This window comes from Novilysobacter viscosus (assembly GCF_046600715.1).
Taxonomy (GTDB): Bacteria; Pseudomonadota; Gammaproteobacteria; order Xanthomonadales; family Xanthomonadaceae; genus Lysobacter_C; species Lysobacter_C viscosus.
This window is the reverse complement of sequence record NZ_JBJMAV010000003.1, coordinates 24,728-38,329: the sequence shown is the minus strand read 5'-3', so window position 1 is coordinate 38,329 and position 13,602 is coordinate 24,728. Positions and strand designations below refer to the sequence as shown.

The 13,602-nt window shown below is 61.2% G+C and carries 10 protein-coding genes and 1 tRNA gene; 2 read left to right on the top strand and 9 right to left on the bottom strand.

Annotated elements, in window-relative coordinates; translation table 11 throughout:
* Nucleotides 1–32 precede the first annotated feature (32 nt).
* From ACJQWL_RS05955 to ACJQWL_RS05945, 3 genes are all read right to left on the bottom strand, one after another.
* Nucleotides 33–815 carry a site-specific integrase gene (locus tag ACJQWL_RS05955; RefSeq protein WP_411300779.1) on the bottom strand — a complete coding sequence of 261 codons (783 nt, stop codon included), beginning with the start codon at nucleotides 813–815 and terminating at the stop codon, nucleotides 33–35.
* 235 nt (nucleotides 816–1,050) lie between these two features.
* Nucleotides 1,051–1,533, bottom strand: a complete 483-nt coding sequence (locus ACJQWL_RS05950; protein WP_330969263.1) for a JAB domain-containing protein — start codon at nucleotides 1,531–1,533, stop codon at nucleotides 1,051–1,053.
* A gap of 19 nt (nucleotides 1,534–1,552) precedes the next feature.
* Nucleotides 1,553–2,254 carry a hypothetical protein gene (locus ACJQWL_RS05945; RefSeq protein ID WP_411300778.1) on the bottom strand — a complete coding sequence of 234 codons (702 nt, stop codon included), beginning with the start codon at nucleotides 2,252–2,254 and terminating at the stop codon, nucleotides 1,553–1,555.
* A gap of 575 nt (nucleotides 2,255–2,829) precedes the next feature.
* Between ACJQWL_RS05945 and ACJQWL_RS05940 the strand changes: the two genes are divergently transcribed.
* The gene (locus ACJQWL_RS05940) at nucleotides 2,830–6,270 is read left to right on the top strand and encodes an AAA domain-containing protein (RefSeq protein ID WP_330969265.1); all 3,441 of its coding nucleotides are present in this window, start codon (nucleotides 2,830–2,832) and stop codon (nucleotides 6,268–6,270) included.
* Nucleotides 6,263–7,672: a phospholipase D-like domain-containing protein gene (locus ACJQWL_RS05935; protein WP_330969266.1), complete on the top strand. Its 1,410-nt coding sequence runs from the start codon at nucleotides 6,263–6,265 to the stop codon at nucleotides 7,670–7,672. The genes ACJQWL_RS05940 and ACJQWL_RS05935 overlap by 8 nt, the downstream gene beginning before the upstream one ends.
* Before the next feature lie 418 nt (nucleotides 7,673–8,090).
* Here the strand turns inward: ACJQWL_RS05935 and ACJQWL_RS05930 are convergent, their stop codons facing one another.
* The 6 genes from ACJQWL_RS05930 to rpoD form a co-directional block, all read right to left on the bottom strand.
* Nucleotides 8,091–8,813, bottom strand: a complete 723-nt coding sequence (locus ACJQWL_RS05930) for a replication initiation factor domain-containing protein (protein ID WP_330969267.1) — start codon at nucleotides 8,811–8,813, stop codon at nucleotides 8,091–8,093.
* 233 nt (nucleotides 8,814–9,046) lie between these two features.
* A complete protein-coding gene (locus tag ACJQWL_RS05925; protein WP_411300777.1) occupies nucleotides 9,047–9,226 on the bottom strand; it encodes a helix-turn-helix transcriptional regulator in 180 nt (59 codons plus the stop codon).
* Between the two features lie 337 nt (nucleotides 9,227–9,563).
* Nucleotides 9,564–10,076 carry a hypothetical protein gene (locus tag ACJQWL_RS05920; RefSeq protein ID WP_330969269.1) on the bottom strand — a complete coding sequence of 171 codons (513 nt, stop codon included), beginning with the start codon at nucleotides 10,074–10,076 and terminating at the stop codon, nucleotides 9,564–9,566.
* 14 nt (nucleotides 10,077–10,090) lie between these two features.
* A complete protein-coding gene (locus ACJQWL_RS05915; RefSeq protein ID WP_330969270.1) occupies nucleotides 10,091–11,305 on the bottom strand; it encodes a tyrosine-type recombinase/integrase in 1,215 nt (404 codons plus the stop codon).
* 187 nt (nucleotides 11,306–11,492) lie between these two features.
* A tRNA-Ile gene (locus ACJQWL_RS05910) sits at nucleotides 11,493–11,568 on the bottom strand.
* 125 nt (nucleotides 11,569–11,693) lie between these two features.
* On the bottom strand, nucleotides 11,694–13,601 hold the full coding sequence (gene rpoD / locus ACJQWL_RS05905; RefSeq protein ID WP_330969271.1) for an RNA polymerase sigma factor RpoD: 1,908 nt from the start codon (nucleotides 13,599–13,601) through the stop codon (nucleotides 11,694–11,696).
* Between the last annotated feature and the right edge of the window lies 1 nt (nucleotide 13,602).

Below are 13,602 nucleotides of genomic sequence, written 5' to 3'. Positions count from 1 at the left end.
AGGGTGACGGGTCCGCCTCGGTCCCACTACGCCTAGTTGAAGTGCCCGCTGGAGCCAATTTTGGCGTTCGCGTTCTGTACGAACGGATCCACACCCCGGATGTATCGCGCAAGAGCGTCCAGCGACGCATGCCCCGTTTGCTTCTGGATAGAGGCTAGGTCGACCCCCGCATCGACGGCTGCCGTGACGAATCCTGCCCTCAAGCTGTGGGCGGATATACGATCGACCGGCATGCCTTCAAGGCTGACCAAGGTCTTGACGATCCCGTTGACGGACTGCGCACTCAAACGCTCCCCGAGCGTGCCTTGGGCGTTAATGGATCGGAACAGGCCTCCTTGCTTGATCTTGCTAGCTTCTATCCAGTGCATCACCGCCAGCGCAGCGCAGGGGCCCGCTCCGGCCCATGGAACGGCCACCAACCTGGACGCCCTTTCCTGATCCGTCTTGGAATTGCGCAAACGAATGGTGAGGCCACGCTCCGACCAACATAGATCGTCGATGTCCAGCCCCACCAGCTCGGACCGGCGGAAGGCGGTCGAGAAGCCGAGCAAGACCAGCGCCTTGTCGCGCGTGCTGCGCAGCGAGCTGAATATGTTCCATGCCTGCCGCAGCCTTCGAGGGTCGAGCGGCAACGCACGTCGCTGTACGACACCATGTGTCCGGCGGATTCCCTTGAGCACCATTCCCGGCAAAGGATCTTTGGTTGGGTCGCGGAATCCGGCCAGCACATGGGCGGAGCCGATCCGACCAGCCTCCTCGCCAGTGTTGCCGGGGACAGTCGCGATGCACGCTCCGCAAGGTAACGAGCCAAGCATTCTGGCGATGCCGGTAGAGCTCCTCCCCAAGCCATAAAGTCCCGCACATCGCTGGCATAAGCCCGCTTCGTCGCCTTGGCCCAACATGCATCGATGTAGCCGTTGACGAGCTCGTCGCCCGGTAGGCCGCGATGCAGTTGGTTGCCGGATGACCGCGGTTCCCCACATCCGATGTCGGTGAGTAGCGATAAGTGGGTGTTATCGCTAGTGGGTCTGGCTGGGAGCCCCTGACTAGTCACACCCAGCCCCGCGCTGCCAAGCTCGTGCAGCCTGCCGCCGTTACGACGAAGTGGTCCAAGAGCCGGATGTCCAGCAGCGCCAGCGCCTGTTTGAGGCGCGCCGTTACCGCACGGTCGGCAGCCGATGGCTCCGGATTCTGGGACGGATGGTTGTGAGCACAGATGACGGCTGCTGCGTTGTGCTTCAGAGCCAGCCTCGCCACTATCCGCGGGTGAACCTCCGCGCCGTCGATGGTGCCCATGAAGACCATCTCCGCCGCGACTACGCGATGACGGGTATCCAAGAGCAGCAGGAAGAAGACCTCGCGGTCCAGCGGCGCAAGCCGCAGGCGCAGAAACTCGCCTGCCGCATCCGGGCTCGATAGGGGCTCGCCGCCGACCATCCGTCGCTGCAACACGGCTACTGCGCGCGCGATCAGTCTTTGTTCCTTCTCGCTAACGTTCCTATCCGGATACGCTCTATTTGTCAGTGCAAGCATGGTTGTATTCCTTCCGTCTTCATTGGTCTTCCGCGACGAGACGTCGCATCGAATTCAGGAGGGGCAGGGACTCACGCGCCGAATCGAGGAGTGCGGTCACGTCGTTCGGTCGAATGCCATGTCGTCCGAGCAGCGTCCGCTCGGATTCCCGCTCGATCTCGACGCTATGCGCAATTTCGAGCATGTCGGCGCAAAAGCCTCCTTCGACATAGAAGACGAGGTTGCCCAGAACGGTGAGCGCCTCCCGCTTCAAGGGGATGCGTTCGTCAGCAGCCCAATTGGAATGATTCAGGAATAGCCTCAGCGCTTCGCGCCCTAGGGCGGAATACATGCAGTACGCATAAGCCGGGATCGATCGGATTAGCTCATCCGAGCAAGGGGGCGGCGTGACTTCTGGTCGAGGGACGGAGTGCACTGCTTTCAGCTGTGCCGCAGGCACGCAAAGGGCGTTCAGCGCATAGGTACTCCCGCCGCGCTCGACGACGAACCGCAGCAAGGGTGATGCACCCACCCATTGCAGATAGGCCTCGCGGCGATCGCGGCTCCCTTTGCCGGAGGCCTTCCATCGACCATCGACGCGCATGGAGAGAGGCACTGCGTTCCGCCATGCACTTGCCGATCGACGGATTAGGTCCAGATTCCCAGCTGCGAAATCGCGAACCCGCCCAGGCAGCCGCGTGTATTCATCGCCCTCGACCAGCGGATCCAGCCATGACGCCATGTCACAGGGCGTCCGGCATTTAGGCGATCGCGTGAGTTCGCAGGTCAGATGGGAAAGTAGAATGCGTTCGTCAAGTTTGGCCCGCAGAACGCGTTTGCCAGCAATGGCGAGGACTTGTGCGACTAGTTGAAGGTTGGCAACCGAGACCTCTTCGAGCGCGATAACGCGGATGCGTCGCCAAACATAGGCAGGATCACGCCTCTGAAGTTCACGCGCTGCGGCTATCGCCCAATCGCCATGCCCCCTCCGGATGGCCTTTTGCCAGAGACTGGCCACCAGTGAGGCATCAGCATGAGCAGGGACAATGCTGGAGCTTGTTCGTGCTTCCGATGCTTCATCGGCTATTGCCTGAAGCAACTGTCGTTCAAGAAGACACTTACCGAAAATCACCGCTTAAAAATTCGATACCCATTGAGAGATCGTAACTTTTGACGGCGAGAATGCAATTTGATTTTCAGAAATTTTATGGAGATTGGCTCCGATGATGTCTCCTATCGGCTAGGTGCGGATATTCGCCACTCCCGTTCCTTCGTGTAGATTCCACTACAGGACAGGGGGCAGGGGTGCCAACGCGGATGTCGCAACCAAAGATCTTCGCCGATCGCTACGTCCTGCTGGCCGAGCAGACTGAAGGCGGCACCGCAATACTTCACAAGGCCTTTGACCAACAGTCGCATGCGGTAGTGGCCCTGAAGGTCTTCACCGAGCACGGCCGCGACCCGGCGATCGTCAATGAGATCTGGCATCGCGAACATAGCGCGCTCGGCCAACTTAGCCACGACTGCATTGTCCGGATGCTCGACGCCGGGCGTTGTTCAATCACCAATCAGCGCTACATTGCGCTCGAGTGGATCGACGGACAGACCCTCGAACAGCATCTCGCCGCCGCAGGGCCGCTGGAATGGCAAACGTTCTACGAACGCTACGGCGAAGCGATCGTTGCCGCCCTCAATTACGCCGCCGAACGCAACGTCGCTCATCGCGACCTATCGACAGGCAATGTCCTTGTCACGCCGACTGGCGCTGTCAAGATCATCGACTTCGGTCAGGCCAAGCTCGCGAGCGTCGGCATCGGCCGCACGCTAATGGGGTGGCGGACGGTACCGTACTGCCTGCCTGAAGAAGACACCGGCACCTACACCCTCACGCGCGACCCGTATGCGTTTTGTGCGATTGCTGTGCGCGCGATGGCTGGTCACGCCTTGGCCGACCATGAGGAGCTTTATGCCGCGTTGCCCGGGCTGGCGCTGCCGCCCGCTGAACGGGCGGCCATCGTACGGGCATTGAGTCGCACGCCCGGCGAACGCTTTGGCACGATCGTCGAGTTTGCTGATGCCTTGCGCGGCGGCGGCGGCACCGATGCCGAGCCCGAGAGGTTGCGCATAGCGCTGCGCTTTGTCCCGAGCGTAACCGAGCAGCTGCGCGCCCCCGCCGACGCTGAAGGGAGTCCCCAAGAACAGTTGCTTGCGGAGCTCAGCGAGGTTGCCGCCGTGTCGGCCGTAGGCGGCGCGGGGGACAGCACGATTGCCATGGAAACGCAGTCGTTCCGCCTAGCCGCGTCGCTCGACCGTAGTCGGGAGCACTTGGTGGTTACCAGTATGGTGCGCAAGCGATTCCGCTTGGACGCGTTGTTTCAATCGGACCGCTGGCTACTGCAGGCGGATTTCACCGATCAACTGCCGCGTCGTGCGACAGAACAGCAGGCCGCCCGGCGCGACCTGCAGGCGCTGTACGCTGGCCTCGACGCGCACTTGCATGAGGTGAGTCAGGCCCAGCGCCATGACCCCGACCACGCCTTCGCCGAATGGTCCAACTTGCTCGAGGCGCTGCGTCACATCGCCCGCAATGGCGTTCCACCGCTGCGCTACACGACCGTCGATCGCGACGGGGCCCGGCTATTGGCGACCATCGAGAACCCCGAGGACGCGGTTGAAGAGCAGTTGCGGGTCATTTCGATCAACGGCACTTGGGTGTTTCGTGGCGAAGTGGAGTCGGTGCGTGGCGGCCAGTGCGTGTTACTGGCGACCCGCCCCCATATCGACCTGGAACGCATCCCCGGCAAGGGGACGCTCGACATCGACTGGGCCCAGACCCGGGTGGCGCTAGACAGGCAAGCGCGCGCACTGGACAGGTTTAAGGCCAACGAGACGCCGGGTTCGCGCCTGCGCGCCCTGCTCGTCGGCGCCGAAAGCGGGCCCAGCGAGCCCTCGTACGAACCCGTTGCGCAATTCTTCGATCGCAGCCTCGATGATGCCAAGAAGGCGGTGGTGTCGCGCTTCGCGGCCGGTACGGACTTGATCGTGACCCACGGGCCACCCGGCACAGGCAAGACCAAATTGATCGTCGAGTTGATTCGACAGGAGCTGGCGCGCAACCCCAATTCGAGGATCCTGCTTGCGTCGCAAACCCATGTCGCCCTGGACAACGCGTTGGAACGATTGCTTGGCGCCGATCGCGAGATCTCGTGTGTTCGCATCGGCAGTGGCTCCAAGGAAGCGGATCCGCGAGTGGAAGCGTGCTCCCTCAATCAGCGGAGCCTCGTCCTGCGCGACCAAGTCACGAAATCCTCGCAGCGATTTTTGCGGGAACGCGCGGCAGAGCTGGGCATCGACCGCCATGAGGTCGAGCTTGGGCTCGCCGTGCTCGACCTGATTGGCGCGCGCGAGCAACTCGCGCGGGTCCTGGCATCGCTGGCCGAACTGGAGGTGGAAGCGCAAGCATTGGAAGCCGAGATCGCGGCCGAGTCGACCTTGGCGACCCGCGAGCGCAGCGACAAGCTGCTGCGAACTGGCGTGCTTGAAGACGAACTGGAGCGGATCGGCGGCGATAACGTCGTAGCACGCAGTACCGTCGAGGCCGCGCGGCAAAAGTTGCTGTCACTGGGCAAGGATGGCGCACAGCTCGCCACCCATTCCGATGCGGAGCTGCGAGAGTGGTCGCAGTTGCTGCTCGGCGACCCCCAGCGCGAAGCGTTGGGGCAGCTGATGACGCTTTCCGAAGACTGGCGGATGCGCTTTGGCCAATCCGAGGATTTCAAGGCCGCTATCATCGCCTCCTCATCTGTCGTCGCCGGCACCTGCGTTGGGTTCTGCCGCGAGGAAGCCGCGTTGCGCACGGTGTTCGACCTATGCATCGTCGACGAGGCGGGCAAGGCCACGACCACCGAACTGTTGGTGCCGCTAGCGCAGTCGCGCCGCGCCGTCCTGCTAGGCGACCACCACCAGCTGCCGGCGGTGCTCGACCACGCCCTGCGGTCCGAGGAACTACAGGAGCGGTTTGGGCTGAGCCAGCAGCAGCTAGACGAGCAACTGTTCGAACGTTTAACCAAGGATCTAGGCGACGGTTGCAAGGCAGCCTTGACCGAGCAGCACCGCATGCGCGGCGAAATTGGCCGCCTGGTAAGTAAGTGCTTCTACGACGGCAACCTGAGCGAAGGAGCCTCCACGGCCGACCGCGACATTGCGGACCTGTCAGTGGCCGGACTCGACCACGAGGTGAGTTGGCTCGATCCGTACTCAGGCGCCAAGAAGGCCTACGAGGAACGCTCACGCGGCACCAGTTACGAGAATGCCCGCGAGGCACAGGCTATCGTCGCGCTATTGAAGCGCCTGCTGTTTGCTCTGGAACGCACCGGGGGTCCGCCTAACAACTGGCCGGCCATTGGCGTCATTTCGGGCTATGGCCCGCAGGTGACAATGATCCGTAACGAGATTCGCAAGGAACGGGACCTTGACCGCTTGGCAATCGACTGTGCCTCGGTACATGCGTTTCAGGGACGCGAAGTGGACATCTGCATTTATTCGGTCACACGCAAGAACAACCGCGGTCAGATCGGCATGCTCTCCGACTGGCGTCACCTCAATGTGGCCTTATCGCGCGCCCGGGATTTCCTGGTAATCGTTGGCGATCTCGAGTTCTGCCGCACCGTGCGGGGGAAGAATCCGTTTGCCCGCATCATCAGGTTCGTTGAGGAGGAGTCGGTCGAGTGTGTGGTCAAGGAGTGGGACCATGAGTGATCTGGAGGGTATCGCCCAGCGTCTGGATCGGCGCGACGGCTACCGCCTTATCTCCTACCGCGAGGTCGGCCTGCCCGTGTTTCGGGTCAATTGCGCCGTAACGCTACAGCAGGCGAGCGAGCTGGGGGCGATCGAGGAATTCATGCTCAAGGCGATTGCGCGCGGCGTCGACTCGATCGATGACCTGGAGCGCTTTCTCGGTCTCCCCCCCAAAGTCGTGGTGACTCAGCTCGGACAACTCGCGTTCGAAAACGCTGTAGCGGCGCGCGGAGGCGAACCGGTTCGCTACGCTCTGACCGCCGAAGGGTCACGTCGGCTTGCTACGCAGGCCTCATTCGCGTTGGTGCGCCAGCGCATTCCCCTTTACGTAGACGGCATCACCCGCCACTTGGTTGCGCTGGACCATCGCGAGCTGTGGACCAGCAAGCAACTCGAACCCACTGGCGTATTGCCCCCGGTACTTCGGCGAGCGCCCCGTGCGGGCGATATCGACCTGGCCCAAGTCAATCGTGTGACCGCCCTGATGGCCAAAGTCGGCAGCCCGACGCAGCGGGCCGTGCGCCTAGATGCTGTGGTTGGCAAACCGACCCTACTGTTTCGCCGCGCCATGGCCGCGGGGTTCAAGTCACACGACGGTCGTAGGATCTCCATAGCCTTCGCGATTGACGGCCGCCCCTCAGTCGAGCACGAGATCGCCTATGAGCGAAGCGGCGTTGCACACAAGTCCCCGTTGTTTGCCACGTTGTTCGATGCGGACAAACGTCGTCGCGAAGTCCAGGCCGTGGCGCGTGAATTGCGCCGAGACATTCAAGTAGTCGACGACGCGGCCCAAGCACCACTCGACCGGCGCCCTCCCCTCACGCTGGCTGGCACGAAAGCCGTCAGCGTAATGTCGGCCAAGGTGCGGGTGTTGGGTGTATATGATCACCCGCCATTGCTTCGCGACGCGTTGGAACGCGCCCAAGACCGGCTGTTAATCGTCTCACCATGGATTCGCGCCGCCGTAATCGACAAGGCCTTCATCAAGCGCCTAACGACGTGCCTAGACCGCGGCGTTCAAGTGACTGTGGCCTATGGGATCGGCCGCGACGACCCGGGTGAGCGCGACCCGGATCGGCAGGCGCGTGAGTCGCTAGAAGCCCTAGCGACAGCCTTCGACAATTTCCGTTTGGTGCGCAAGGGCAATACCCACGCCAAGGTGCTGCTGGTCGATGACGCGTACTTCGTAACGACCAGCTTCAATTGGCTGTCGTTTCGCGGCGACCCTAACCAGCCGATGCGCGAGGAGGAAGGTACCCTCGTCGAGGATGCCGCTGCGGTCAACGCATACTATGCGTCCTTGATTGCAAGGCTGCCGGATGATCCGCTGGTATCTACGCCGCGTCGCGCGCGAAGGCAATGAGGGACACCCTCGAGCCAATTCCTGCGATGGAGCAGGCAGCTATATTTCCTAGCGTGCGCTGATGCTCAGCAGGTAAAGAGTCAACGGACGCTGGCTCTGCCGGCTTGCCTACTCTGCCTGTCGCTTCGGCTAGGCCCCCAATTATTCCAAGCCAGACTTGTCAGCCACTGCATACGATTGACCGCAGTGATGCGTCCCTGGGGCCATCCAATCTCGGCGTCTACGTGTCTGATATTCGCTACATGGCCCCGCCGTTCGCGAATGACTGTAAAGAATGACCTACGTTGCATGGGTTCTTGTTGTTGACACAATTTCTGGCCGGCAATCGCAGGCTCCCTCGGAATGTTCCGGATGTAGCCGTGATCAGGCCTAGAGAGAACAGCGCAGACCATTGCACACAATTTCCAGATGGCCACATTTAGGCCCTTCCACTGTAGGACATCCCTTCGTGCAGCCAGCCCAATGATGCCTCCAGTCTCCCCCACAGCAAATCTGGACCCCACCAATCGACCTCGAACTCGCTCAATCGATGAAGGACTGACTTTTTCTGCTGGCCATTGAGGCATGACATCTGGCATTGAATCTCGTGCGGCATTCCTTGTGCTGAAATGATATTACCGAGTAGGCCATCGGCTATGACCTGTTCAACACAGCTTCTTCGCAGCACGAGAAGGTTTAAAAACGGACTTGGCAATTGAAGGACGCTGCGCAGCGGAAATCTGCGTTTGCCACTGATCCTGGCCTCGACTCTCAACCATGAATTCTCAACCACGGTGTTCTCAGCCTCCCTCAACTGCCTCTGTTTGTCATAAATGTGAAAGTGCAATTCGCCATGTCTGCGTGATCCGATATAAATGCCCCCATTGTTGATCCAGCCCAGATCCTGCTGGCGATGGCTACGGGACAGGAATACGTAGTCTTCGATCTGTGCATTCGGTACGTCGATGGCGAACTCGCTGTAAGTGACAATTCCGCGTTCCACCAGCGAGTACATGCCGTTTTCGAGCATCGTGCAAAGACGGCCTTCCAACTCAGCAATCACTACCTTGTTCGGATTGAACTCGAACCACGCCCTGAATTCTCCCCGATGCCTCCCAAAGAGAATGAAGAGGGTTCCTCCACCATCTAGCCCCTGGGACACGCTGGTCTGCGATCTCCCCGGCTTACTCCAGACGCTGTGCTTATTCCCAAACTCGTGGGCGCGAACGCTCCTGGCCCACTCTTGGATCTGGAGATATTCCGGTGCCCTGCTACTCGTGAAGTCCAATCTGATCTTTATCTTGTCTATCCCGACACGTATCGACTTCTCACACACATCTGATTCACTGACTCCTCCCTTTATAGTTACAGGAGGAGTCATGCTTGGCTCGGTAGTCACCTCGAGCTCGCAAGGAACCGTTCCAGCTCGGCAATTTCATAGCGGACCAGCTTTGGGCCCAGCTTCACAAAGGCGGGCCCGATCTTCCTCTTCCGCCATTCCTCCAGCGTTCTTATGGAGACGCCCAGAAACAGCGCTGCCTTCTTCGGACTGACTCGCTCAGCGTAAGTACTCATGGCGTGACTCCCGACAGGCCTAACGCTGCTCTTACCGTATCGGTTGTCCAGTAATTGACGCGCCCGTCTTTCTCCGGAGCAGGGAACGAAGCCTCTTTAAGTTTCTTGTACAGCTTCGAATGGCTCCAGCCACTCAACGCCAGAACATGACGGGTAAGCAGCCGCCCAGGCTGATCAAGGGAAATCAGGGGGGCTTGCGGCAGGACATGTCCCCGCCGCTCTCTTTTGCTTTTGCCTTGATGTTGCATGCTGTGCGCCTCTGTGGGTGAGGCGGCACTTTAGGCGGAGTTGAGTTGCCCGTTAAATACCGTCTAGGCGTGGACGGTGTACTTTATTTTCAGGGTTTAATTTTCAACAGCCATTCGTACAGCCTCCTTTCGGAAACTGGTGGCTTGTCGAGGTCAGTCCAGCCTTTTTGATGCATCCAATCCCTTGCGAACTGAGGCTTGCTCTTGTCGCCGCCTTTCTCTCGCGCAGCAATCCAGTCGGCACAGATAGCTTCTCTTATTGGTTCATATCTTTTTTTGGCACTGGCGGCACCAAGTTCCGAAGCAATGCGCGGACTGCGGGCATGATAGGCAAAGTCGATCAGCATCTTGATTTCCGTGGAGCCAGGCTTCACTCGTTTGACCGTCGCATCAAAACTTATCGGGTCTTCAGCTAAATATGCCTTCCAGAGATCGGCCGCCGATCTCCGCGCACGAAAATTCGACTCTGCCCACTCAACGACTGCCGCCTCTGGTTGAGCAGGCTCGTTAGGTCTGCGCATTTTTTTGGCAAAGGCCTGCATTTTCCGCTTAATTTGAGTAGCGCTCGGCTTCTTTTGCTTGGCTTCACCAGGGCTCTTCATCGCTCGGCGCGTTCCTAGCCGATTTGCTTTTGGCTGATTGAGACTACTTTCGCGCCCACTCTGAGGGTGTCCAAGTAGTCCGCCCAGCCCTGCATCATCTTGCGGCGCTCGGGTAGGTGCGCCGTGCGGTTGTACGCGCGCCCATTCGGATCACGCACCGCATGGGCCAGCTGGTGTTCGATGTAATCGGGACGGTAGCCCAGCACCTCATCCAGGACGGTACGTGCCATGGCCCGGAATCCATGGCCGGTCATCGTGTCGCCATCGAAGCCCAAGTAGCGCAGCGCGGCATTGATCGTGTTCTCACTCATGGGACGGCGCGCACTGCGAATCCCTGGAAAAAGGAACTCGCCCCGGCCGGTAAGCAGATGCAGGTCCTGCATCAGCGATACCGCTTGAGACGATAGGGGAACGATGTGCGGCGTGCCCGTCTTTGTTGCCGTGTAGCGCCATTCGGCGCCGTCGAGGTCGACATCGGCCCAACGGGCCTGCCGTAGTTCGCCCGGGCGAACGAATACCAATGGAGCGAGCTTCAGCGCGGCCTGCACTACCGACGAGCCTTCATAGCCGTGCAGTGCACGAAGTAGGGCACCGATCCGGGCCGGCTCAGTCACGCTGGCGAAGTGGCGTTTCTGCCGTTGTTCCAGCGCGCCAGACAATGCTGCTGACGGATCGGTGACCGCTCGGCCCGTGGCAATGGCATATCGGAACACCAGACCAGCGTGCGCCTTCGCCCGGTGCGCCGTTTCCACCACACCTCGCTTCTCCAGCTTGCGCAGTTCGCGCAGCAGCATGGACGCAGTGATCACGTTGATTGGCAGCGTGGCAATCCCAGCCAAGTCTTTCTCGATCAACCGCTTCTCTCTTTTCACACTGCCCATGCCCAATCCCTCGCGGGTGCGCTTCTCGAGCAATTCGCTGGCAATGGCCCCGAAAGTGTTGTCCGCCTGCTCCACCTTGGCTGCTCTCTCGATCCTTGCAACGGTGGTCGGGTTGGCCCCTCCGTTTAGCAGTCCGCGCAGTCGATCACGCTCGGTGCGGGCTTCCGACAAGGAGACTGCCGGGTACTGGCCCAGTGGCGCCATGCTGGCCTTGCCGTTGTAGCGGTATCGGTAGCGCCACAACTTCGCCCCCGTCGGACGCACCTCAATGCATAACCCGTTCGCGTCGGCTTGGCGGTAAACCGTCGCCTTGGGCTTCATGCCGCGCAGTTTCGTATCCGTCAGCATAGGCACCACCTGCGAGTAACGAGAGTGTGAGTAACAACCCGGGCGAGTCGCCCGTTACTCACATGCTTACTCACTTTTGTGCGAGATGCAACGAGATTTGCCTGGATGTGATGGGACACATGATCCGCATCCTTACTAGATATCAGCGCTTTCTTGGGATCGCTTTGGATGCCGATGGGTAACTAAGTGGTGGGCCCACCAGGACTCGAACCTGGAACCAAAGGATTATGAGTCCTCTGCTCTAACCATTGAGCTATAGGCCCGCGGGTCGCTGATTGTAGCGGCGTGCACGACCTTGCCAGTGATTGCCGATCTCCAGGTACCGGGGCAAAGAAAAAGCCCCGCCGGAGCGGGGCTTTCACATGGTGCGCTCGGGTCGCGAGACGACCTACTCGATATCGAGGAAGCTGCGCAGCTGCTCGGAGCGGCTGGGGTGGCGCAGCTTGCGCAGCGCCTTGGCCTCTATCTGGCGGATGCGCTCGCGGGTGACGTCGAACTGCTTGCCCACTTCCTCGAGGGTGTGGTCGGTGTTCATGTCGATGCCGAAGCGCATGCGCAGCACCTTGGCCTCGCGCGGGGTCAGGCCGGCCAGCACGTCGCGCACCGTCTCGGTGAGGTTGATGTTGGTGGTGGCATCCACCGGGGACTCCACGTTGGTGTCCTCGATGAAGTCGCCCAGGTGCGAGTCCTCGTCGTCGCCGATCGGCGTCTCCATGGAGATCGGCTCCTTGGCGATCTTCATGACCTTGCGGATCTTGTCCTCGGGCATGTCCATTTCCTTGGCCAGCTCCTCGGGCGTGGCCTCGCGGCCGTACTGCTGGAGCATCTGGCGGGAAATGCGGTTGAGCTTGTTGATCGTCTCGATCATGTGCACCGGGATGCGGATGGTGCGTGCCTGGTCGGCGATCGAGCGGGTGATGGCCTGGCGGATCCACCACGTGGCATAGGTCGAGAACTTGTAGCCGCGGCGGTACTCGAACTTGTCGACCGCCTTCATCAGGCCGATGTTGCCCTCCTGGATCAGGTCCAGGAACTGCAGGCCGCGGTTGGTGTACTTCTTGGCGATGGAGATCACCAGGCGCAGGTTGGCCTCGACCATTTCCTTCTTGGCCTTGCGGGCCTTGGCCTCGCCGTAGGCCATGGTGCGGCTGACTTCCTTGAGGTCGGCCAGGGTCATGCGCATCGCCGTTTCCTCGGCGATGGTGGCTTCCTGCTCGGAGATGATCTGCTCGCGCACGTCGCGCAGGCCGGAGGACCACTTCTGCTTGCGCTTGAGCAGCTCGTCGACCCACTCCAGGTTGGTCTGGTTGCCGTCCCAGGAGCGGATGAAGTCCTTGCGCGGCATCTTCGCGACGCGGGTGGCCAGCTCCAGGATCCGGCGCTCGTGCTGCTTGAGCGAGGCCACGGTCTCGCGCATGCGGCGCACCAGCACGTCCGTCAGCGGCAACGGCAGCTTGAAGGTGATGAAGATCTCGGCCATCTCCTCGCGCAGCTTGACCACCGTCTTGTGGCTGGGGCCGTGCTTGGCGTGGGCCTTCTCGAACTTGGCGTACAGCGCGGTCAGCGCCTCGAAGCGGGCGGCGACCTCGGCCGGGTCCGGGCCGGTGGGGCCCTCGTCGGCGGCGCTGTCGTCATCGGAATCGTCGGCGTCGTCGGCGTCGTCTTCCTCGGCCTCTTCTTCCTTGGGGCTTTCCTTGGCGGCGGCTTCCTTGGCGGCGGCGGCCGGGCTGTCGACGCCGGACGCGGCGGGCACGGTCGGGTCGTCGAGCAGGTCGAGGAAGCCCACCACCAGTTCGGCCAGGCGCTTCTTGCCGGCGGCGACCAGTTCGTAGTCTTCCACCACCGAGCGGATGGTGTCGGGGAACAGCGCCAGCGAAGCCTGGACCTGGTTCAGGCCTTCCTCGATGCGCTTGGCGATGGCGATTTCGCCTTCGCGGGTCAGCAGCTCGACCGTGCCCATCTCGCGCATGTACATGCGCACCGGGTCGGTGGTGCGGCCGCCTTCGGCGTCCAGTCCGGTCAGCGCGGCGGCGGCTTCCTCGGCGGCGGTGTCGTCGACGTCGCGGTTGCCGGTGCTGTCACCGGTGATCAGCAGGGTCTCGGCGTCGGGGGCAACTTCGTGCACCTCGATGCCCATGCCATTGATCATGCCGATGATGTCTTCGATCTGCTCCGGGTCGACGATGTCGTCGGGCAGGTGGTCGTTGACTTCGGCGTAGGTCAGGTAGCCCTGCTCCAGGCCCTTGCTGATCAGTTGCTTGATATCGGACTGGGGGGCCTGACGTTCGTTGGCCATA

Coding starts and splice junctions, on each gene's coding strand:
- ACJQWL_RS05955 (WP_411300779.1), bottom strand. CDS start 815: ATGCTTGGCTCGTTACCTTGCGGAGCGTGCATCGCGACTGTCCCCGGC.
- ACJQWL_RS05950 (WP_330969263.1), bottom strand. CDS start 1,533: ATGCTTGCACTGACAAATAGAGCGTATCCGGATAGGAACGTTAGCGAG.
- ACJQWL_RS05945 (WP_411300778.1), bottom strand. CDS start 2,254: ATGGCGTCATGGCTGGATCCGCTGGTCGAGGGCGATGAATACACGCGG.
- ACJQWL_RS05940 (WP_330969265.1), top strand. CDS start 2,830: ATGTCGCAACCAAAGATCTTCGCCGATCGCTACGTCCTGCTGGCCGAG.
- ACJQWL_RS05935 (WP_330969266.1), top strand. CDS start 6,263: ATGAGTGATCTGGAGGGTATCGCCCAGCGTCTGGATCGGCGCGACGGC.
- ACJQWL_RS05925 (WP_411300777.1), bottom strand. CDS start 9,226: ATGAGTACTTACGCTGAGCGAGTCAGTCCGAAGAAGGCAGCGCTGTTT.
- ACJQWL_RS05920 (WP_330969269.1), bottom strand. CDS start 10,076: ATGAAGAGCCCTGGTGAAGCCAAGCAAAAGAAGCCGAGCGCTACTCAA.
- ACJQWL_RS05915 (WP_330969270.1), bottom strand. CDS start 11,305: ATGCTGACGGATACGAAACTGCGCGGCATGAAGCCCAAGGCGACGGTT.
- rpoD (WP_330969271.1), bottom strand. CDS start 13,601: ATGGCCAACGAACGTCAGGCCCCCCAGTCCGATATCAAGCAACTGATC.